Here is a 19,761-nt window from a genome sequence, read left to right as displayed (position 1 = left end):
CAACCCTGCGTGGCAGCGCTCACCCGCGCCCGGGGAAGCCAGAACTGGAGAACGTCCATGCTCGAGAACGAGCCCGAGGGCAGCGAACGGGCCGGCATCAACCCGGCCGACGAGACCGCCGAGAACAGCACGGCGGAGGTGACCGGCGCGATCCCGCCGCAGGACGCGGCCGACCCCGAACCGGTCGCCGACCCGCCGGAGGAGGTCCCCGGTGCCCTGAGCGGCACCGCCGACCTGGGTGGCGTCGCCGACCTGGCTGGCGCGCCGAACGCCGAGCCGGCCCCCCGCCGCCGGACGACCCGCCGCCGGGCCACCTCGGTCAGCCGGCCCGAGCAGACCGACGCACCGGTCGACGCGTCCGGTTCGGCGACCCCAGGCAGCGGCGAAGCACCCCAGGCCGAGGTCTTCGCCCCGGTCTCCGGTGACCTCGACCCGGCCGCGAAGACGCCGCGCCGCCGACGCAAGGCGACCACCGGGCAGAAGGCCGTGGAGGAGCCGTTGGCCGCGGCCGAGGCGGAGGCCGCCGACAGTGACGTGGTGCCGCCGGTCAAGGTGACCCGTACCCGGCGCCGGAAGTCCACGACCGCGCCCGCCGAGGCCGTGACCGAGCCGCCCGCCCAGGCCGAGCCGACACCGCCGCCCACCGACGCCGATCTCGCACCGGCGGCCGGCACCGACTTCGGCTCCGCCGCGTTGCCCACCGAGGGTGCCGCCGATCCGGCACAGCCGGCCGAGACCACCGAACCGGTGGCTGGCGTCGAACCTGACGCCGCTGCCCAGACGACGGCGCCGGCCGAGCCCGAGGGCCGGTCCCGCCGTCGCAAGGCTGCCCTCACCGCGCCGACGGTGCTGTTCATGGCACCGGAAGAGGTGATCGCCGCCCGCGCTGCCGCCGCCCAGCCCGCCGAGGAGGAAGCCGCCGAGGAACCGGCCGAACCGTCGCGGCGGCGTCGCCGGGGCCGGCGGGAGGCCGAGCCGACGGTGGTGACCGAGCCCGAGGAGGAACCCTCCGCCGCGGCCGAGGAGGTCGCCGAGGAGGAGGACGACGAGGAGACCGCGAGCGGCCGGCGTCGCCGCCGACGCGGTCGCCGGGGCCGGGGCCGGGGCAAGGGTGGCGCCGAGGACGGCGAGGACGCCGAGGAGGGCGCGGCCGAGGAGACCGTCCAGGCCGAGACGGACGAGTCCGAGTCCGAGTCCGACGAGGGCGACGAGGCCGAGGGCGACGGGATGACCCGCCGACGCCGACGGCGGCGTCGGCGGGGGGCCGGCGACACCGACGGCACCGACGACGACGGTGTGCCCACCGTGGTCAAGATCAGGGAGCCGCGCCGAACGGTCGACGAGGTGCAGGGTGTCTCCGGCTCGACCCGGCTGGAGGCCAAGCGGCAGCGCCGCCGGGACGGCCGCGAGCAGCGCCGGACCCGCCCGCCGATCCTCAGCGAGTCCGAGTTCCTGGCCCGCCGTGAGGCGGTCGACCGGGTCATGGCGGTGCGCCAGCGCGGCGACCGGACCCAGATCGCCGTGCTCGAGGACGGCGTCCTGGTCGAGCACTACGTCACCCGCAGTTCCGCCGGGACCATGGCCGGCAACGTCTACCTCGGCAAGGTACAGAACGTGCTGCCGAGCATGGAGGCGGCGTTCGTCGACATCGGCCGAGGACGCAACGCGGTCCTGTACGCCGGCGAGGTCAACTGGGACACCACCGGCCTGGAGGGCAGGGCCCGCTCGATCGAGCAGGCCCTCAGGTCCGGTGACTCGGTGCTGGTGCAGGTCACCAAGGATCCGATCGGGCACAAGGGGGCCCGGTTGACCAGCCACGTCGCGCTCTCCGGCCGGCACCTGGTCTACGTGCCCGGTGGCAACGCCTCCGGGATCAGCCGCAAGCTGCCGGACACCGAACGTAAGCGACTGCGTGATGTGCTGAAGAAGCTCGTGCCCGACGGCGCCGGAGTGATCGTCCGGACCGCGGCCGAGGGCGCCAGCGAGGACGAGCTGGCCCGGGACGTCAAGCGCCTCCAGGCGCAGTGGGAGGACATCCAGGCGAAGGCCGCCGAGGGCGGTGCGCCGGTGCTTCTCTACCAGGAGCCCGATCTCGTGATCCGGGTGGTCCGCGACCTGTTCAACGAGGACTTCCGCGAGCTGGTCATGGAGGGCGACGAGGCGTACGACATGGTCGAGTCGTACCTGTCGCACGTGTCGCCTGACCTGGTCGCGCGGTTGCGGCGGCACGTCGGCACCACGGACGTGTTCGCCGAGTACCGCATCGACGAGCAGATCCTCAAGGGCCTCGACCGCAAGGTCTTCCTGCCCTCCGGCGGCCATCTGGTGATCGACCGGACCGAGGCGATGACGGTGGTCGACGTGAACACCGGCAAGTACACCGGTGCCGGGGGCAACCTGGAGGAGACGGTCACCCGCAACAACCTGGAGGCGGCCGAGGAGATCGTCCGGCAGCTGCGGCTGCGGGACATCGGCGGAATCGTGGTGATCGACTTCATCGACATGGTGCTGGAGTCGAACCGGGAACTCGTGCTGCGTCGGCTGACCGAGTGCCTGGGCCGCGACCGTACCAAGCACCAGGTCACCGAGATCACGTCGCTCGGTCTGGTACAGATGACCCGCAAGCGGATCGGTGCCGGGCTGCTGGAGGCGTTCAGCGAGACCTGCGAATGCTGCAAGGGCCGGGGCCTGGTGATCCACACCGAACCGGTGCCGGAGAAGACGCGCTCCGGCGGTGGGGACAAGGTCAAGGCGGTCGCCTCGGCGGGTGCCCCGGCGGCCGAGCAGACGACTGGTTCGTCCCGGCGCCGAGCGCGTAAGGGTGCCGCCGCGGCGGAGCGGACCGTGGTGGAGGTCACCGAGACGGAGACCACGAGCACCGCTGACGCCGACTACCACGACACCATGGGATACGACCTGTCGCGGTACGAGACGGACACTCCGGCCGCGCCGGACGTCGCCGACAGCCAGCAGGGTGAGTCGGCCCGGCTCGCCGCCCCGGACGACCCGGACGCGCTCGGCGAGACCGACGAGGACGACGGTGGCGAGGGCGGTACCGGTCGGCGTCGCTCCCGTCGTGGCGGTGCGCGTCGCCGTACCCGGCCCTGACGGTGGCCGGTAGGGGCAGCTTCGCCCGGTGACGGGCGCCCGACGCTCGACGAGCCCCGCCCGGTGGTGATGTCCGCCGGGCGGGGCGTCCCGTATCGTCGATGAGCGGCCGCCCGGCCGGTCCGGGCCTGGCCGGCCCCGTCGGGTGCCCCGGCACTTGGCGGGTCGACCCGGCCGCCGAAGGAGGAGTCGATGCGCCGACCACTCGCCGTCACCGTGGCCGCCGCCGCGCTGCTCGTCGGCACCGCCTGCTCGGCCGAGCGCGGCGACCCGGCCGAACCGCCCGCCCCGACCTCGACGCGCGTCGAGGTCACCGCCGCCCCGGCGACGCCCACCCCGGAGCAGCCGGTGGCGACGCCCGCCCCGGGGGCGGCGGGCGGGAACGCCCCGCAGGTCTGCGCCGCCGCCCAAGAGGCGAGCGGTGCGGCGGGCAAGAAGTACGTGGAGCACCTCGCCGCGATGGTCACGGCGACCGGCGCGGGTGACACCGCTGACGCGCAGGCGGCCGGCCGGCGGGCCGAGGCGGCCCTGTCGGACTGGGAGAAGGCGCTCAGAGCACAGGCGGCCCGGGCCGACGACCGGCAGCTCAAGAACCTGCTGACGGAGCTGTCGACCGAGGTCGGCCGGCTCGGCACCGACATCGAGGCGCTCGAGGGCGCTTCGCTCGACCGGTTGCAGCAGCGCCTCGACCAGCTCTGCGCCCGCTGACCGGCCCGGCCCGGTTTGGGTCCCGGCCAGAGGATGGCGTACGCTAGCCTGCGGCGCACTTTGGTGTGCCGAGTTCCCGCGTGCCCGCGCCGCCGTGCTTCTGCTGCCCGGCGAGCCGCCGTGGGGACGGCCAGTCAGCAGCCTCAACGACAGGGAGTCCGCCTCCGATGTACGCGATCGTCAAGACCGGCGGCAAGCAGTACAAGGTCGCCGAGGGCGACGTGATCGAGGTCGAGAAGCTCACCGGTGCCCCCGGTGACGCGGTGAAGCTCGCCGCGGTGCTCCTCGTCGACGGTGACGACCTGGTGACCGACGCGGCGAAGCTCGCTCAGGTCGAGGTGTCCGGCGAGATCGCCGCGCACACCAAGGGCCCGAAGATCCGGATCCACAAGTTCAAGAACAAGACCGGCTACCACAAGCGCCAGGGTCACCGCCAGCCGTTGACCCAGGTCAAGGTGACCGGCATCTCCAGCGGGAAGTAGGTCGTCCTCCAATGGCTCACAAAAAGGGTGCGTCCAGCTCGCGTAACGGTCGTGACTCCGCGGCTCAGCGACTCGGCGTGAAGCGCTTCGGTGGTCAGGTCGTCAGCGCGGGTGAGATCCTCATCCGTCAGCGTGGCACCAAGTTCCACCCCGGTGACCTGGTCGGCCGCGGCGGAGACGACACGCTCTTCGCGCTGGCCGCCGGTGCGGTCCAGTTCGGCACCCGGCGCGGTCGCAAGACCGTGAGCATCGTGCCGCAGCAGTAGCTGTCCGGCGTAAGCGGGCCGTGGACCTGATGTCCCGGCCCGCTTCGCCTTTTCTCGCGCGGGGCCGGGCCCCGCTGGAAGGATGACGTCGTGACGACGTTCGTTGACCGGGTCGTCCTGCATCTGCAGGCCGGCGACGGCGGGCACGGCTGTGTCTCGATCCACCGGGAGAAGTTCAAGCCGTTCGGCGGCCCGGACGGAGGCAACGGCGGGCACGGCGGCAGCGTCTCCCTGGTGGTCGACCCGCAGGTGCACACGCTGCTCGACTTCCATTTCCGACCGCACGTCAAGGCGGAGAACGGCCGGGGCGGCGCGGGCTCGAACCGGGACGGCGGCAACGGTGCCGACCTGGTGCTCAAGGTGCCCGACGGCACGGTCGTGCAGACCAGCGACGGCACCGTGCTGGCCGACATGGTCGGCGCCGGCACCACCTTCGAGGTTGCCCGGGGCGGTCGCGGTGGCCGGGGCAACGCCTCGCTGGCCAACGCGCGCCGTAAGGCGCCCGGCTTCGCCGAGCTGGGTGAGCCGGGCGAGCAACTTGACGTGGTGCTGGAGCTGAAGAGCGTCGCCGACGTCGGGCTGGTGGGTTTCCCGTCGGCCGGGAAGTCGTCGCTCATCTCGGTCATCTCCGCCGCCAAACCCAAGATCGCCGATTACCCGTTCACCACGCTGGTGCCGAACCTCGGCGTCGTCCGGCTCGACAACCACACGTTCACCGTCGCCGACGTGCCCGGGCTGATCCCGGGCGCGGCCACCGGCAAGGGGTTGGGGCTGGAGTTCCTCCGGCACGTCGAGCGCTGTGCGGTGCTGGTGCACGTCATCGACACCGCCACCCTGGAGCCGGGGCGGGATCCGCTGGCCGACATCGACACCATCGAGGCGGAGCTGGCCGAGTACGGCGGGTTGGCCGACCGGCCCCGGCTGGTCGCGCTGAACAAGGTCGACGTGCCGGACGGCCGCGACCTCGCCGAGATCGTCCGACCCGATCTGGAAGCGCGTGGTCTGCGGGTCTTCGAGGTCTCCGCGGCCACCCGCGAGGGGCTCAAGGAGCTCATGTACGCGATGGCGGAACTGGTCGAACAGTCGCGGGCGGCGGCACCGCCGGCCGAACCGACGCGGATCGTGATCCGGCCGAAGGCGGTCGACGACGCCGGCTTCACCATCGAGGCCGAGGACGACGGCTCGTACACCGTGCGCGGTGTCCGTCCGCAGCGCTGGGTGCGCCAGACGAACTTCGACAACGACGAGGCGGTCGGCTACCTCGCCGACCGGCTCGCCCGGCTCGGCGTCGAGGAGCAGTTGGCCAAGGCGGGTGCCCAGCCCGGTGACCTGGTTCGGATCGGCGACCGGGAGTTCGACTGGCAACCCACCCTGTACGCCGGTGCCGAGTTCGTCCCGGGTGCCCGGGGCCGTGACGTCCGGCTGGAGGAGAAGACGACCCGGGCCAGCGCGGCCGAACGGCTGGCGGCCCGCAAGGCACGCCGGCAGCGACCCGCCGACGAGGTCGAGCCGGCCCCAGCCGACGGGAACGACGCCGAATAGCTCGATGCGCTCCGAAATGGGGACGACTGCTGGAAACCTTCGCGAAATTTCGTCGCCCTAGCGTGGGGTGATGCTTATCGAGTCCCGCCCGCTGACGGATCCGGAGGTCGCCGCACTCGCCACGGCCGGGCAGCGCGAACTGAGTGAGGCCGCCGGGCGGGACGTCGGGACGCGCGGGGACACCTGCTGGTTGACGGTCGTGATCGCCGGCCGCGCGGTGGCGTGCGGCGGGATGCGGGTGTGCGACGAGGACACCGGCGAGCTGGAGCAGTTGTACGTGCGTCCGGCCTACCGACGCCGCGGCATCGCCCGCCAACTGGTCGCCGCGCTGGAGGAGTTGGCGTACCAGCGGGGATGTTCGATGGTGCGGGTGGAGGCCGGTCCGCACCGTCCGGCGGCGGCGCTCTTCCGGGCCTGCGGTTACGAGCCGATCTCCGCTGCCGGTGCGCCCGGTGACGGCGGGCCGTATCGGGAGTGCTTCGCCAAGCGGCTGCCGGTGCCGGCCTGAGACCGAGGCCCCCGGCCGGGTCCGAGGCTGCCGGTGGCCTCGGCGGTCGGCGTCAGGGACGGTCGAACGGGCGGTCGAGACGGCCGCCGCTGCCGCCTGCCGGTGCCGACAGCAGCAGCCCGAGCAGCAGCATGCCGAGGCCGAGCCCCAGGTGCAGCCAGTTGTCCGCGTCGTTGAGCGGGATGACGTTCGCCGCGCTGTCCTCGCCGACCGCCAGCCCGTAGATCCACAACCCGAGATAGAGCGCGCCACCCGCGACAAGGTAGAGGCGGGCACCGGCCACACCGCGGGCCAGTAGCAGCCCGGCCACGGCGAAGCCGAGGTGCAACAGGTTGTGCAGGACCGATACCTGGAAGAGCCCGAGGAGCCGGGCACCGGAGTGGTGCCCGGCGAAGGTCATGTCGCCGTAGTCGGTGGTGATACCGGGTACGAACCCGAGCACCCCGAGCAGCAGGAACACTCCCGCCACGACCAGGGCGGCGAGCTGTACCCGGGTACGCGGGGCGCGGCCACCCGCTGACCGACGCGCCATCGATGTCACCTCCGTGGATCCGCGAGAGCCCCCGCAACGGTCTGGCAGCTCGACGCGACACTCCGTGAGGTGACGTTGGTCCCGCCGATCCTTCATCTTGTTGCCCGCGCCGGGCGATCCGCAGGGAAATGCCCGATCGGGCATGGGTGGCCGATCGCAGGGTAGGTCAATCAGCGGCAGCGGCGACATCGTCCGCCGCACCCCCAACACCCGCGACGATCCCGCAGCGGAAGGGACATCATGACCTACGATCTGTCATCGACCCCCAGGACCCACGAGCCCGATTCGCCGAACGGCGGCGGCGTCCGCAAACAGGCCCACCAGATGGGCTCGGAGGCGGCGCACGCGGGTTCGGCGGTCGCCGAGACCGCCCGCGAGCAGGGTCGGGAGGTCGGCCGGGAGGCCGCCCGCCAGGCCCGGGACCTGTACGGCGAGGCCCGGACGCAACTCGCCGGCCAGGCTGGTGAACAGCAGCGGCGCGCGGCCGGCGGGCTGCGCTCGCTGGCCGACGAGATGCGTTCGATGGCCGACAACGGTGGCCAGGTCGGCCCGGTGAGCGAGCTCGCCCGACAGGCCTCCGACCGGGTGCACGGTGTGGCTGGTTGGCTGGAGCAGCGCGAGCCCGGCGACCTGCTCACCGAGGTACGCGACTACGCGCGCCGCAACCCCGGCACCTTCCTGGTCGGTGCGGCCCTGCTCGGCGCGGTGGCCGGCCGGCTGACCCGCAACCTCTCCGCGAGTGGCGACGACCGCCCCGCCAGCCCCGCCACGGAAGACCTGTACGGCGATCCCGACCGGACGGTGGCCTTGCCGACGCAGGCCCCGCCGTCGGCCGGGTCGACGGGTGTGCCCGCTGGAGGAAACCGCGACCCCCGCACCCAGCCCACCGACCTCCGGCCGGTCGACGAGGGGTACTCCGGCACGGGCACACCGCTGCCCCCGGTGGAGCGGACCGATCCACTGCCGGGCGTGCCGTCGAGCGGGACCACCCGGCCGTGAGGACCCGAGTCATCCGAAGGGAGGCGGCGCGATGACGACGCCGACACAGAGTTCCGCAGCGGATGCCCGCGACCAGCGTCCGCCCTCGGCGGAGGAGGTCCGGGGTAGCTCGATCGGGGAGCTGATGCGCCAGGTCACCAGCGACCTGTCGACGCTCATGCGGCAGGAGGTGGAGCTGGCAAAGGCCGAGATCCGTCAGGAGGGGAAGAAGGCGGGCAAGGCCGCCGGCCTGTTCGGCGGTGCCGGCTTCGGCGCGTACATGGTCGCCCTGTTCCTGTCCCTGGCCCTGTGGGGCGGCCTGTCCAATGTGATGGACGCCGGCTGGGCAGGGTTGATCGTGGCCGTCATCTGGGCGGCGATCGCGGCGCTTCTCTACACGATGGGCCGACGGAACGCGGAGCGCATCCGTGGGCTCAAGCAGACCAACGACAGCGTGCAGCGCATCCCCGACGCGCTCAAGCCACACCCGGAGGGAGTGACCCGATGAGCACCGACCCCGTGCAGATCCGCCGGGAGATCGAAGCCACCCGCGACAACCTGAGTTCCGATGTGGACGCCCTGGCGTACAAGGTCAGCCCGGGCCGCATCGTCGAAGATCGTAAGCAGCGGGTGCGTACCACGCTGCGGAATGTGAGGGACACGGTAATGGGAACCGCATCCGATCTGGGCCATCAGACCAGCCATGGCGCCCACGCGGCCGGCGATCGTGCCGCCGCGACGGCCTCCGCGGTGGGCGACGCGGCGCACTCGGCCGCCTCGGCCGTCGGCGACGCGGCACACCGCGCCCCGCAGGCCGTCAGGCGCAGGTCCGAGGGGAACCCGCTGGCCGCCGGCCTCATCGCCTTCGGCGTCGGCATGCTCGTCTCCTCGCTCATCCCGCCGACCCAGCGGGAGCAGCAGCTGGCCGCCCAGGCCCGGGACAAGGCTGGCGAGCGCGGCTCGGCGGTGACCGACAAGCTCAGCCGGGTGGCGAGCGAGATGAAAGAGGAGCTGCGCGAACCGGCGCAGCAGGCCGCCGAGTCGGTCAAGGCCACCGCGCAGGACGCCGCGCAGGCGGTGACCGACGACACCCGGTCCGCGGCCCACGACCTGAAGGACCAGGCGCAGCACTCCCGGGACCAGGTGCGTCCCTGACCGGTCGACGAACCCAGCCGCTGCTGGCGGCGGTCCGTCCTACGCGTAGGACGTGGGGGATGGGCGATGGATGCGAGGGCTCCTCCTCGGGCGATCCGAGCGGAGGAGCCCTTGCCTTTTGCCCCGTTTCACGGTCTGCGTGCCGGGTAGCGGCCACTACGGCGACCGGGCACCGGACGTCCGGGCGGAGGAGGCGTGATGAGAAGCAACACGACGAGACTGGCTCTGGTGGGCGCCGCGACCGTGACCGCGGTCGGCGTCGGCCGGGCGGTGACCCGCCGACGGCGTCGGCACCAGCCCCAGCGGGAGGATGGCTGGTACGTGGTCCGGCGTGCGGTCACGGTCGACCGGCCGGTAGCGGCGGTGATCAGCTTCTGGACCGAGCGGGAGCGGCTCGACCGGGCCCTGGCGGAGTGGGCGACCCTGGAGCAGATCGACGGGAACCGCTGGCGGTGCGTGTCGCGTGATCCCGACACCGGCGCCACCGAGTGGCGCGCCGAGATCACCGTCACCGGTCCCGGCCGGCTGCGCTGGCAGGTCACCGGCGGGCCGGAGCAGCAGGGCACGGTCGAACTGGTGCCCGCACCACAGGGCCGGGGTACGGAGATCCGCGCGGAGCTGAGATACCGCTCCGGCCCACTGCGCCGCGCCCTGGGGCTGGCGGCCGGTGACGAGCCGGACCTTCGACTGCGCGACACGCTGCGCCGGGTCAAGTCGCTGATCGAGTGCGGTCAGCTCATCGACACCCGGCGGGACCCGTCCGGACGGAGCCCGGCACAGGAACGACGCACCGATGAGATTCGGCAGCGGCTGACGACGGGAGGACGGGCGTGAAGGCGCTGTGCTGGGAGGGGGTCGGCAAGCTCAAGGTACGCGACGTACCGGAGCCGCGGGTGCGCGCCGCCGGCGACATCATCGTCCGGGTCCGCGCCAGCAGCGTCTGCGGTTCCGACCTGCATCTGATCAACGGCTTCATCCCGGCGATGCGGGAGGGTGACATCCTGGGCCACGAGTTCACCGGCGAGGTGGTCGAGGTCGGGCCCGGGGTACGGCGGTTGGCCGTCGGCGACCGGGTGGTGGTCGGCTCGGTGGTGGCCTGCGGCGGCTGCTGGTACTGCCGGACCGAGCAGTACTCGCTGTGCGACAACTCGAACCCGCAGCCGGTCTTCGCGGAGAAGCTGTGGGGGCACTCGCCGGCCGGCATCGTCGGCTACTCACACGCCGCCGGGGGCTACTCCGGCAGCCACGCCGAGTACGTGCGGGTGCCGTTCGGCGACGTCGGGGCGTTCAAGGTGCCCGACGGGGTACCCGACGACGCGGTGGTCTTCGCCTCCGACGCCATGCCCACCGGCTGGATGGCGGCCGACTTCTGCGGCCTGACCGGCGGTGAGGTGGTCGCGGTGTGGGGTGCCGGTGGAGTGGGGCAGATGGCCGCCCGGGCGGCGCAGCTGCTCGGCGCGGAGCGGGTCATCATGGTCGACCGGCTGTCGGAGCGGCTGGCCGTGGCCGCCGACCGGCTGGGCGTGGAGACGGTCAACTACGCCGACACCGACGTGCTCGAGGCGCTGCGCGAGATGACCGCCGGTCGCGGACCGGACGCCTGTATCGACGCGGTCGGCATGGAGTCCCATGACGTCGGCCCGGGGTACGCGTACGACAAGGCGAAGCAGACCGCCCGCTTGCAGACCGACCGGCCGACGTGCGTCCGGCAGGCCATCATGGCGGCCCGCAAGGGTGGCACGGTCAGCATCGTCGGTGTCTACGCCGGCCTGGTGGACAAGTTTCCGCTGGGCGCGGCGATGAACAAGGCCCTGGTGCTGCGGATGGGGCAGATGCACGCCCAGCGCTACATCCCGATGCTGCTCGACCGACTCGCCGCCGGTGAGATCGACCCCGGTTACCTGGCCACCCACCCGCTACCGCTGGACCAGGGTGCACGCGGCTACGAGATGTTCGAGAATAAGGAGGACGGCTGCCTGCGTACGGTGCTGCATCCAGCCTGATCCGGCCGGGCCGCCGGTTTCCCCGGTGGCCCGGTCCCTGCCGGTGGTCGCTGGGCGGGGGCTCAGCCGGTGCGCCGTACGGCGGTGACCACGAACCCGCTGGCCGGCAGCGCCGGCATCCGGCTCAGATCCACCGCGAGGTCCTGCGGCGGTACGTCGTAGCGGATGACCTCGGTCAGCAGCGTGACCGCCCGCTTCATCAGCTCGATCGTGATCCACTCTCCGGCGCAGCGGTGCCCGGCGACATGGTCTCCGCCGCCCTGCGGTACCAGCGTGAACGGGTCACCCGGCCAACCGGCGAAGCGCTCCGGCCGGAACCGCTCCGGCTCCGGCCACACCTCGGGATGATGATCGGTGCCGTAGAGATCCAGCAGCACCCGTCGGCCGTGCGGGAAGTGGTACCCCCGCCAGTCGAAGTCCCGCCGGACCCGGGCCGCGGCCACCGGGAAGAACGGGTAGTAGCGGCGCACCTCCTGCACGAACTGCCCCGCCTCGGCGTCGTCGCGTACCCGTTGCCGCCAGGCGGGATGGTCGTGCAGCGCCAGCGCGGCGAAGACCACGAACCGGGCCACCGCGACGGTCGGGCGGAGCACGTTGAGCAACTCCACCGCGGCGATGCGGCGCGGCAACCGGTCTCCCTCGCCGTCGCGGTGCTCCGCGATCACCCGCAGGGCAGTGCCGTCGGGCGGCGACAGCTTCCCGTGGCGTACCTGTTCGACGAGGTCAGCGCCCCAGTACTCAGCGCGGTAGCGGCCCAGCCGACCACGCCAGTGCCGGGGACCGATCGCCGCGGCGCTGTCGATCATGGCCTGCAGGTCGGCGGTCCGCCGGTCCAGCTCGCCGCCGCTCAGCGGCACCCCCGCCCAGGCGCAGACCGCCCGGGTCAGCATCGACGCGACCTCGGTGTGCAGCGTCACCGTGCCGGACAGTTCCCAGGCGGGCAACCGGGCCTGCCACTCGTCGGCGAAGAGCTGCCCGAGTCGCCGGACCGCGGCCGGGCTCATGAGCGACATGAACATGGCCTTGCGGTCGTGGTGGGCGTCGCCGTCGAGCCCCTGGACGCCGCCCCGGCCGGTGAGCGTGCGCTGACCGCGAGCCGGCATGGCACCCTCGCGCACGAACCGGTCGGCGTCGTAGAAGAGCTCGGCGGCGGCCCGGCCGCGTAGGCAGATCGTCGGTTCCAGCAGCAGCCTGGTCTGGAATATGTCGGTGCCGTACCGGTCGCACCGCTGCCCGACGAACCGGTAGCCGGCCCGCAGGAAGGCCAGGGTGCTGTCCGGAGCGCGGTCCGTCGGAATGGTCGCCATCGGATTCCCTGTTGCCGGGGCGCGGCCGTCGCCGACCGGCCGTCCAATCGTCGCAGAGTGCGTACCTACCCAGGTCACGGGCGATGAACCGTGCAGCCGGGCGGCGGTGTCGTCGGGCCGGTCGCTGGCCCCTCCCAGGGCCGGGGAATCCTGGTTCGCTGAGTTCGGCGGCGTCGTCGACCTGGCCGGTGGTCAACCGGCCGCCGGGCCGAGGTGTCGATGCGTCGTCGGCCAGGCGGTTCGGCGTGCCACGGGGAGGACGGAATGCGGGACAACCGTGCGACGTACTGGCGTCGGTGGAAGGCCGGGAGGCCCGGCGGGGACCGGCCGCCGCTGGTGGCGCCGTCCCGACCCCCACGTCCCGACCGCCATTTCACCGTGCATCTCGGCTTCACCGCCGCCGATCTCGTCACCGCTCGCGAGGTGGCGGTCGGATACGCCGAGGCGTTGAGTGTGCTCCGGCCCGAGCTGGCGATCGGTGCCTCCGCGCTGTCACCGGCCGATGCCTGGCAGCGTGCCGAGCGGCTGTTCTGCGGGGCCCTCGGGCCGGACTCCGAACGGTGTGTCGATGTCGCCGGCCACGCCGGTTTCCATCACGCGCCCGGCCCCGGTGGCCTCGGTTGGGGCGACGGTGACCGTGGTTAGCGCGGAGTCCAGGAACGCCCGGCCGGACGGACATTCCTGGACCCGCCGGCGCACTCAGTCCAGGTCGAACTCGCCGTCCTGGGCGCCCGCGACGAAGGCGTCCCACTCGGCCTGGGTGAACACCAGCACCGGGCCGTCCGGCTCGGCGGAGTTGCGCATGCCGATCAGATCGTCGACGAAGGCGACCTCCACCGCGGCCTCCGAGGTGTCGCCCTCGGCCCGCTGCCAGACCGCCCGGGAGAGGTCGAAGTCACCCTTGGGGTGCGCTGTCATGGTCCCGTCCTCCAGTACCAGGGGAAATGGGGAAGCCGGTTCGTTCCCTCATCGGGCAGGATAAGCGGATGCCGAGCCTGAGCCGTGCAGAGGCGACCGCGCGTGGCGCGTCGATCACCGTCGAGTCCTACCAGGTGGACCTCGACCTGACCGGGGGCGGTGAGCGGTTCCGGTCCCACGTCACGATCAGGTTCCGGGCCACCGGCACCGACACCTTCGTCGAGGTCAAGCCGGCGCACCTGCGCGCCGTACGCCTCAACGACACCGACCTCGATCCCGCGACGCTCGACGACAACCGGCTGGCGCTGACCGGCCTGGCGGCGCAAAACACGCTGGTCGTCGAGGCCGAGATGGCGTACACGAACACCGGCGAGGGGATGCACCGCTTCGTCGACCCCGCCGACGGCGAGACCTACCTCTACGTGATGTCGTTCCTGGACGACGTGCAGCGGGTCTTCGCCGCCTTCGACCAGCCGGACCTGAAGGCGCCGGTCACGTTGTCGGTGACCGCGCCGGAGCACTGGACGGTGGCGGCCAACGCGGAACTGGCGGCCAACCCCGAGCCGGGTCGGTGGGAGTTCGCCCCCACCCTGCCGATCGCCACGTACTTCTTCACCCTGATCGCCGGTCCCTGGCACGTCCGCCGGGACACCCACGACGGGATTCCGCTCGGGGTGTACTGCCGGCGCTCCCTCGCCGAGCATCTCGACGCCGACGCGGCGGAGATCCTCACCGTCACGAAGCAGTGTCTCGACCGGTTTCATGAGCTGTTCGACGAGCGCTATCCGTTCGGCAAGTACGACCAGGCGTTCGTGCCCGAGTTCAACGCGGGTGCCATGGAGAATCCCGGCCTGGTCACCCTCCGCGACGACTACGTGTTCCGCTCGGCGGTCACCGACAGCGAGCGCGAGCTGCGGGCCACCACGATCGCCCACGAGATGGCGCACATGTGGTTCGGCGACCTGGTCACCATGCGTTGGTGGGACGATCTGTGGTTGAACGAGTCGTTCGCGGAGTACCTCGGCACCCGGGTCACGGCCGAGGCGACCCGGTTCGACCGGGCGTGGACGACGTTCGCGCTGCGCCGCAAGGCGTGGGGATACGCCGCTGACCAGCGCCCCTCCACCCATCCGGTGGCACCCGAGCGGGTGATCGACGCCGCGGAGGGGCTGCTCAACTTCGACGGCATCTCGTACGCCAAGGGGGCCAGCGTGCTGCGGCAGCTGGTGGCGTGGCTCGGTGACGAGGCCTTCCTGGCCGGCCTCAACGACCACTTCGCCCGGCACCGCTTCGGCAACGCCACCCTCGCCGACCTGCTCGAGAGCCTGGCCGCCAGCAGTGGCCGGGAGCTGACCGACTGGGCGGAGTCCTGGCTGCGGACCGCGCAGGTGAACACGCTGCGGGCCGAGGTGACGGTGGACGCCGAGGGCCGGTACGACGAGGTCGTGATCACGCAGACCGCGCCGCCGACGCATCCGGTGCTGCGCCCGCACCGCATCGGCGTGGGCCGGTACGCCGTGGACGGCACCGCCGAGCGGTTCGAGGTCGACCTCGATCCCAAGGCCGACGACGGCCGTACCCGGCTCGACGGGTTGGCCGGGGAGCCGGCGGCAGCGGTTCTGCTACCCAACGACGGCGACCTCACCTTCGCCAAGATCCGCCTCGACGCCGCGTCGGCCGACGCGGTGCCACTGCTGCTGCCCCGCCTGACCGACCCGCTGACCCGCGCCCTGCTCTGGGGCGAGGCGCTGGACGCGGCGACCGACGGGGAACGGCCGGTCACCGGTCTGGTCGAACTCATCGTCGCGGCGTTGCCCACCGAGACGGAAGTGATCATCGTCGAGGACGTGCTGGCGATGAGTCGCTCGCTCGTCGATCGCTATCTCGACCCGCTGGCGCGACAGTCCGCCCTGGCCCGGATCGCCGAATCCTGCCGGCGGTTGCTGGACGACGCCGCGCCGGGAGAGTCGTTGCAACTCGCCGCCGCCCGGGGGCTGATCGCCGCGAGCACCGACGCGGAGTTGCTCACCGGTTGGCTCGCCGGCCGGGCCGTCCCCGCCGGGCTGGCCGTCGACACCGAGCTGCGGTGGACGCTGCTGGGCCGGTTGGTGGTCCTCGGTGCCGCCGGTGCGGCCGAGATCGCGGCCGAGGCGGCGGCCGACCCGAGCGCCACCGGTGCCGAACGCGCCGCCCGGTGCCGGGCGGCCCTGCCCGAGCCCGCCGCCAAGCAGGCCGCGTGGGAGATCATCGTGTCGAACACGGAGTTGTCGAACCGGCTGGTCGAGGCGACGGCGGAGGGCTTCTGGCAGCCCGAGCAGGCCGACCTCACCAGCGCCTACGTGGCCAGCTACTTCGCCGACATGCCGGCCGCCGCGCGGCTGCGTACGCCCTGGGTGGCCGACGAGGTCGCCAAGCTGGCCTTCCCCCGCCACGCGGTGTCCCAACCCACCCGGGAGGCGGCCGCGGCGCTGCTGGCCCGCGACGACCTCACGCCGGGGCTGCGTCGGGTGGTCACCGACGCCGACGACGACCTGCGCCGCGCCCTGGTGGCGCGCACGGCGGTGGCCGCCACGACCGCGTGACCACCGGAGCCGGGCCGGGCGTGGAGCGTCGGCCCGGCCCGGCTCCGCCCGGGCACGCCCTAGGATCATGGAGTGGAGGAAGACATCCGGCGGATCGGCATCATGGGCGGGACGTTCGATCCGATCCATCACGGGCACCTCGTGGCCGCGAGCGAGGTGGCGGACCGGTTCGGTCTCGACGAAGTGATCTTCGTGCCCACCGGGCAGCCGTGGCAGAAGGCCGACGTGCCGGTCAGCTCGGCCGAGGACCGCTACCTGATGACCGTGATCGCCACCGCGTCCAACCCACGGTTCCAGGTCAGCCGGGTCGACATCGACCGGGGTGGGCCCACCTACACCGTCGACACCCTCCGTGACCTGCGCTCCCAGTACGGGACCAAGGCGCAGCTGTTCTTCATCACCGGCGCGGACGCCCTGGAGCGCATCCTGAGCTGGAAGGACCTCGACGAGATCTTCGAGCTGGCCCACTTCATCGGGGTCACCCGGCCGGGTTTCGCGCTGACCGCCGCGCACCTGCCCGCCGACACGGTCAGTCTGGTGCAGGTCCCGGCCATGGCCATCTCGTCCACCGATTGCCGGGCGCGGGTCGCCCGGGGCGAACCGGTCTGGTATCTGGTGCCCGATGGTGTGGTGCAGTACATCGCGAAACGGCGACTGTACCGGGAGTGATTTGACCGTTTCACCCCTCTTTCCGGCTGAAACTGGTGAGTCGGGAATCCGGGCCGTGTGAGAGGCTGGAGGCATCGCACGGTTGATCGAAGGAGAACGGTGACAGTTTCCGAACGCGCTCACCAGCTGGCGATCGTCGCCGCCCAGGCCGCGGCCGACAAGAAGGCTCAGGACATCGTCATCATCGACGTGGGTGACCAACTCGCCATCACCGACGCGTTCCTGCTCGCCGCGGCCCCGAACGAACGCCAGGTGCTGGCCATCGTCGACGCCATCGAGGAAGCCCTGCTCGACCTGCCGGAGAAGGCGAAGCCGGTGCGGCGGGAGGGCGAACGCGGCGGTCGCTGGGTGCTGCTCGACTACGTCGACGTCGTGGTGCACGTGCAGCACACCGAGGAACGCGAGTTCTACGCCCTGGACCGGCTCTGGAAGGACTGCCCGACGATCCCGTTCGTCGACCGGGATCTCGCCCCGGCCGAGGCCTCCGCCGGATCGGGCGAGTGACCAGGCTGATCATCTGGCGGCACGGCAACACCGACTGGAACGCCGCCAGCCGGGTGCAGGGGCAGACCGACGTACCCCTGAACGATCTCGGCCGGGAACAGGCCCGCGCCGCCGCGCCGCTGCTGGCCGCGCTGCGCCCGGACGCCCTCGTCGCCAGCGACCTGAGTCGCGCCGCGGACACCGCCGCCGCGCTGTCCGCGCTGACCGGCCTGCCGGTACGCTCCGACGCCCGCCTCCGGGAGCGGCACTTCGGCCGCTGGCAGGGACTGCTGCTGACCGAGGTGGCGGAGCGGTTCCCGGCTGAGTACACCCGCTGGCGGGCCGGGGACCCCGACCCGGGGGCGGACGTCGAACCGCTGGACGAGCTGGGCAAACGCATCGGCACCGCGTTGCAGGAGGCCGCCGACCAACTGCCCGGGGGCACCGTGGTGATCGCCACCCACGGCGGTGCCGCCCGCCAGGGCTGCGGCCAGCTGCTCGGCTGGGAGCACGCCGTGCTGCGCACCGTCGGCTCGCTGCGCAACTGTCACTGGACGGAGCTGCGCCACGACGTGGAACGCGGCTGGCACCTGCGCGCCCACAACGTCGGCCCGATGGACGTCCCCGCCACCGGAACCGGCATCGGCGCGGCGGTCGTCCCGGTCTCCGCCGAACCGGTCTGAGCGGACGCGGTCCGGCCGTCGCCCAGCTTGATCCGCTACGGTGCCCGCATGCCAGTCGCGGTCGTCACCGACTCCACCGCCTACCTGCCACCCGAGCTGGTGCGGGAGCACCGGCTGACCGTGGTGCCGCTGACCGTGGTGTTGGCCGGCGTCGAAGGGCTGGAGGGGGTCGAGACCTTCCCCGCGGACGCCACCCGGGCGCTTCGCGCGCGGCGCGTGTCGGTGAGCACCTCCCGCGCGTCGCCCGAGCAGTTCTCCCGCACCTACCGGGAGCTGCTGGCGGCCGGAGCGGAGGGCGTCGTCTCGGTGCACCTGTCGGCCGGGCTCTCCGGCACGGTCGAGGCCGCCGAACTGGCCGCCGCCGACCTGGGCGACCGGGTCAGCGTGGTCGACAGCCGCTCCTGCGGGATGGGTCTCGGTTTCCCGGCGATCGCGGCGGCCCGGGCCGCCGCGCGCGGCGCCGACCTGGCCGGCGTACGCGCCGCGGCGGCAGCGGCCGTCGGGCGAACCAGCATCCACTTCTACGTCGACACGCTGGAGTTCCTCCGGCGGGGCGGACGGATCAACGCGGCCGAGGCGTTGCTCGGCACCGCACTGTCGGTCAAGCCCATCCTGCACATGCCCGAGGGACGCATCGTGCTGCGGGACAAGGTCCGCACCGCCAGTCGGGGCATGGCGCGGCTGGTGGACCTCGCCGTCGAGGCGGCCGACGACGGGCCGGTGGACCTGGCCGTACACCATCTCGACGCGCCGCAGCGGGCCGAGCAACTCGTCGACACGCTCACCGCCCGGCTCGGTGACCGGCTGCGCGACACCTACGTCTCCGAGGCCGGTGCCGCCGTGGCGGTGCATGTCGGTCCCGGTCTCGCCTGCGTGGTGATCCATCGTGCGTCGGCGCATCCGGCGGCGGACCCTCCTGGGCGTCAGGGGCACTGACTGGCCACCCAGCCGGCGCTCGACGCCGGCGGGCGAACCGGCGCGCCCCGCTTCGTCGCTTGTGGCTTCGGTGGGCGAGGATCGACCCAGGGGCCGGGCTGGAGAGGTGGGACGGATGTCCTGTGTGGTGACCGGTGGGGGACGCGGGGTCGGGCGGGGCATCGTGGAGAGCCTGCTCGCCCATGGCTGGACGGTGGTGGTGGTCGAGCGCGATCCGGGTGCACTGTCCTGGGTGACGGGGCACGCCCGGGCCGACCACCTCGCGGCGGTGGTCGGTGACGCCGGTGACGAGGGCGTCGCCGGGCGGGCCGCCGACCTGGCGGAGCGTTTCGACCCGCTCAGCGGATGGGTGAACAACGCGGCCGTGTTCCGCGACGCCTCGGTGCACGACGCGCCGGTCGGCGAGATCGTCGATCTGATCACCCGCAACCTGCGTCCCGCCGTGGTCGGTGCCGCCACCGCGGTCCGCCGCTTCCTCGCCGCCGGCACCGCTGGTGCCGTGGTCAACGTCTCGTCCCACAGGCGAGCCGACCGGTGCCGGGCTGCCTGCCGTACGCCACAGCCAAGGCGGCGCTGGAGGGGCTGACCCGGGCGCTGGCCGTCGAGTACGGCCGGCACGGCATCCGAGCCAACGCGGTCGCGCTCGGCTCGGTGGCCACCGAACGACACGAGGTGTTCCTCGCCGAGTCGCAGCCGGACCAGGCGCGGCGGATCGAGGCGGAGCTGGCCCGGCTGCACCCGGTGGGCCGGATCGGGCAGCCGCAGGACGTGGCGGAGGCGGTCGCGTACCTGCTCTCGCCGGCGGCGGGCTTCGTCAACGGGGTGACCCTGCCGGTCGACGGCGGGCGCGCCGTCCTCGGTCTGGACCCGCAGGCGCGCACGGACTGACCCGAGCGTGTCG

Annotated in this window: 20 protein-coding genes and 1 pseudogene; 18 read left to right on the top strand and 3 right to left on the bottom strand. The window is 72.6% G+C overall.

All coding sequences use genetic code 11. The annotated features are described in order from the left end of the window. The first annotated feature begins 57 nt into the window (after window positions 1–57). From O7605_RS03145 to O7605_RS03120, 6 genes are all read left to right on the top strand, one after another. Window positions 58–3,108, top strand: coding sequence for an Rne/Rng family ribonuclease (locus tag O7605_RS03145; protein WP_269737817.1), 3,051 nt, complete (start codon window positions 58–60; stop codon window positions 3,106–3,108). Window positions 3,109–3,300: 192 nt separating this feature from the next. Further along, window positions 3,301–3,816, top strand: a complete 516-nt coding sequence (locus O7605_RS03140; RefSeq protein WP_269737816.1) for a hypothetical protein — start codon at window positions 3,301–3,303, stop codon at window positions 3,814–3,816. A gap of 167 nt (window positions 3,817–3,983) precedes the next feature. Beyond that, window positions 3,984–4,298, top strand: coding sequence for a 50S ribosomal protein L21 (gene rplU, locus O7605_RS03135; protein ID WP_093407572.1), 315 nt, complete (start codon window positions 3,984–3,986; stop codon window positions 4,296–4,298). Between the two features lie 11 nt (window positions 4,299–4,309). Continuing rightward, entirely contained in the window at window positions 4,310–4,564 is a 255-nt protein-coding gene (gene rpmA, locus O7605_RS03130) for a 50S ribosomal protein L27 (RefSeq protein ID WP_091197044.1), read from the top strand. A 90-nt stretch (window positions 4,565–4,654) separates the two neighbouring features. Further along, window positions 4,655–6,106, top strand: coding sequence for a GTPase ObgE (obgE, locus tag O7605_RS03125; protein WP_269737815.1), 1,452 nt, complete (start codon window positions 4,655–4,657; stop codon window positions 6,104–6,106). Window positions 6,107–6,176: 70 nt separating this feature from the next. Beyond that, entirely contained in the window at window positions 6,177–6,614 is a 438-nt protein-coding gene (locus tag O7605_RS03120; RefSeq protein ID WP_269737814.1) for a GNAT family N-acetyltransferase, read from the top strand. 52 nt (window positions 6,615–6,666) lie between these two features. Here O7605_RS03120 and O7605_RS03115 read toward each other — a convergent pair whose 3' ends face one another. Next, on the bottom strand, window positions 6,667–7,146 hold the full coding sequence (locus tag O7605_RS03115) for a DUF4383 domain-containing protein (RefSeq protein WP_269737813.1): 480 nt from the start codon (window positions 7,144–7,146) through the stop codon (window positions 6,667–6,669). A 240-nt stretch (window positions 7,147–7,386) separates the two neighbouring features. Between O7605_RS03115 and O7605_RS03110 the strand changes: the two genes are divergently transcribed. The 5 genes from O7605_RS03110 to O7605_RS03090 all read left to right on the top strand — a co-directional run bounded on the left by O7605_RS03110 (window position 7,387) and on the right by O7605_RS03090 (window position 11,282). Then, a complete protein-coding gene (locus O7605_RS03110; RefSeq protein WP_269737812.1) occupies window positions 7,387–8,145 on the top strand; it encodes a hypothetical protein in 759 nt (252 codons plus the stop codon). A 31-nt stretch (window positions 8,146–8,176) separates the two neighbouring features. Then, window positions 8,177–8,632 (top strand): phage holin family protein, encoded by a 456-nt coding sequence (locus tag O7605_RS03105; protein WP_269737811.1) that lies wholly within the window; start codon window positions 8,177–8,179, stop codon window positions 8,630–8,632. Next, window positions 8,629–9,279, top strand: coding sequence for a DUF3618 domain-containing protein (locus O7605_RS03100; RefSeq protein ID WP_269737810.1), 651 nt, complete (start codon window positions 8,629–8,631; stop codon window positions 9,277–9,279). The genes O7605_RS03105 and O7605_RS03100 overlap by 4 nt, the downstream gene beginning before the upstream one ends. A gap of 198 nt (window positions 9,280–9,477) precedes the next feature. Continuing rightward, window positions 9,478–10,113 (top strand): SRPBCC family protein, encoded by a 636-nt coding sequence (locus O7605_RS03095; RefSeq protein WP_269737809.1) that lies wholly within the window; start codon window positions 9,478–9,480, stop codon window positions 10,111–10,113. Beyond that, entirely contained in the window at window positions 10,110–11,282 is a 1,173-nt protein-coding gene (locus O7605_RS03090) for a zinc-dependent alcohol dehydrogenase (protein WP_269737808.1), read from the top strand. The genes O7605_RS03095 and O7605_RS03090 overlap by 4 nt, the downstream gene beginning before the upstream one ends. 62 nt (window positions 11,283–11,344) lie before the next feature. Here O7605_RS03090 and O7605_RS03085 read toward each other — a convergent pair whose 3' ends face one another. Beyond that, window positions 11,345–12,589: a cytochrome P450 gene (locus O7605_RS03085; protein ID WP_269737807.1), complete on the bottom strand. Its 1,245-nt coding sequence runs from the start codon at window positions 12,587–12,589 to the stop codon at window positions 11,345–11,347. A gap of 264 nt (window positions 12,590–12,853) precedes the next feature. Here O7605_RS03085 and O7605_RS03080 point away from each other — a divergent pair, with 264 nt between their 5' ends. Continuing rightward, window positions 12,854–13,234, top strand: coding sequence for a hypothetical protein (locus O7605_RS03080; protein WP_269737806.1), 381 nt, complete (start codon window positions 12,854–12,856; stop codon window positions 13,232–13,234). A gap of 54 nt (window positions 13,235–13,288) precedes the next feature. On the opposite strand, the gene O7605_RS03075 is transcribed toward O7605_RS03080, so the two are convergent. After that, on the bottom strand, window positions 13,289–13,507 hold the full coding sequence (locus tag O7605_RS03075; RefSeq protein WP_093407559.1) for a DUF397 domain-containing protein: 219 nt from the start codon (window positions 13,505–13,507) through the stop codon (window positions 13,289–13,291). A 68-nt stretch (window positions 13,508–13,575) separates the two neighbouring features. On the opposite strand from O7605_RS03075, the gene pepN reads away from it, so the two are divergent. The 6 genes and pseudogenes from pepN (at window position 13,576) to O7605_RS03045 (ending at window position 19,748) form a co-directional block, all read left to right on the top strand. Next, window positions 13,576–16,089: an aminopeptidase N gene (gene pepN, locus O7605_RS03070; RefSeq protein ID WP_269737805.1), complete on the top strand. Its 2,514-nt coding sequence runs from the start codon at window positions 13,576–13,578 to the stop codon at window positions 16,087–16,089. A gap of 72 nt (window positions 16,090–16,161) precedes the next feature. Next, window positions 16,162–16,758 (top strand): nicotinate-nucleotide adenylyltransferase, encoded by a 597-nt coding sequence (gene nadD, locus O7605_RS03065; RefSeq protein WP_269737804.1) that lies wholly within the window; start codon window positions 16,162–16,164, stop codon window positions 16,756–16,758. 99 nt (window positions 16,759–16,857) lie between these two features. Further along, window positions 16,858–17,262, top strand: a complete 405-nt coding sequence (gene rsfS, locus O7605_RS03060; protein ID WP_269737803.1) for a ribosome silencing factor — start codon at window positions 16,858–16,860, stop codon at window positions 17,260–17,262. Beyond that, window positions 17,259–17,924, top strand: a complete 666-nt coding sequence (locus O7605_RS03055) for a histidine phosphatase family protein (protein ID WP_269737802.1) — start codon at window positions 17,259–17,261, stop codon at window positions 17,922–17,924. The genes rsfS and O7605_RS03055 overlap by 4 nt, the downstream gene beginning before the upstream one ends. A 48-nt stretch (window positions 17,925–17,972) precedes the next feature. Further along, on the top strand, window positions 17,973–18,860 hold the full coding sequence (locus O7605_RS03050) for a DegV family protein (RefSeq protein ID WP_269737801.1): 888 nt from the start codon (window positions 17,973–17,975) through the stop codon (window positions 18,858–18,860). Window positions 18,861–18,975: 115 nt separating this feature from the next. Continuing rightward, window positions 18,976–19,748, top strand: a pseudogene (locus tag O7605_RS03045) (SDR family NAD(P)-dependent oxidoreductase). The last annotated feature ends 13 nt before the right edge of the window (window positions 19,749–19,761 follow it).

Source organism: Verrucosispora sp. WMMA2121, from assembly GCF_027460185.1.
GTDB classification, from domain to species: domain Bacteria; phylum Actinomycetota; class Actinomycetes; order Mycobacteriales; family Micromonosporaceae; genus Micromonospora; species Micromonospora palythoicola.
The sequence above is the reverse complement of the archived record's forward strand: the minus strand, read 5'-3'. Positions and strand labels throughout refer to the sequence as shown.

Coding starts and splice junctions, on each gene's coding strand:
- O7605_RS03145 (WP_269737817.1), top strand. CDS start 58: ATGCTCGAGAACGAGCCCGAGGGCAGCGAACGGGCCGGCATCAACCCG.
- O7605_RS03140 (WP_269737816.1), top strand. CDS start 3,301: ATGCGCCGACCACTCGCCGTCACCGTGGCCGCCGCCGCGCTGCTCGTC.
- rplU (WP_093407572.1), top strand. CDS start 3,984: ATGTACGCGATCGTCAAGACCGGCGGCAAGCAGTACAAGGTCGCCGAG.
- rpmA (WP_091197044.1), top strand. CDS start 4,310: ATGGCTCACAAAAAGGGTGCGTCCAGCTCGCGTAACGGTCGTGACTCC.
- O7605_RS03120 (WP_269737814.1), top strand. CDS start 6,177: ATGCTTATCGAGTCCCGCCCGCTGACGGATCCGGAGGTCGCCGCACTC.
- O7605_RS03115 (WP_269737813.1), bottom strand. CDS start 7,146: ATGGCGCGTCGGTCAGCGGGTGGCCGCGCCCCGCGTACCCGGGTACAG.
- O7605_RS03110 (WP_269737812.1), top strand. CDS start 7,387: ATGACCTACGATCTGTCATCGACCCCCAGGACCCACGAGCCCGATTCG.
- O7605_RS03105 (WP_269737811.1), top strand. CDS start 8,177: ATGACGACGCCGACACAGAGTTCCGCAGCGGATGCCCGCGACCAGCGT.
- O7605_RS03100 (WP_269737810.1), top strand. CDS start 8,629: ATGAGCACCGACCCCGTGCAGATCCGCCGGGAGATCGAAGCCACCCGC.
- O7605_RS03095 (WP_269737809.1), top strand. CDS start 9,478: ATGAGAAGCAACACGACGAGACTGGCTCTGGTGGGCGCCGCGACCGTG.
- O7605_RS03085 (WP_269737807.1), bottom strand. CDS start 12,589: ATGGCGACCATTCCGACGGACCGCGCTCCGGACAGCACCCTGGCCTTC.
- O7605_RS03080 (WP_269737806.1), top strand. CDS start 12,854: ATGCGGGACAACCGTGCGACGTACTGGCGTCGGTGGAAGGCCGGGAGG.
- O7605_RS03075 (WP_093407559.1), bottom strand. CDS start 13,507: ATGACAGCGCACCCCAAGGGTGACTTCGACCTCTCCCGGGCGGTCTGG.
- pepN (WP_269737805.1), top strand. CDS start 13,576: ATGCCGAGCCTGAGCCGTGCAGAGGCGACCGCGCGTGGCGCGTCGATC.
- O7605_RS03050 (WP_269737801.1), top strand. CDS start 17,973: ATGCCAGTCGCGGTCGTCACCGACTCCACCGCCTACCTGCCACCCGAG.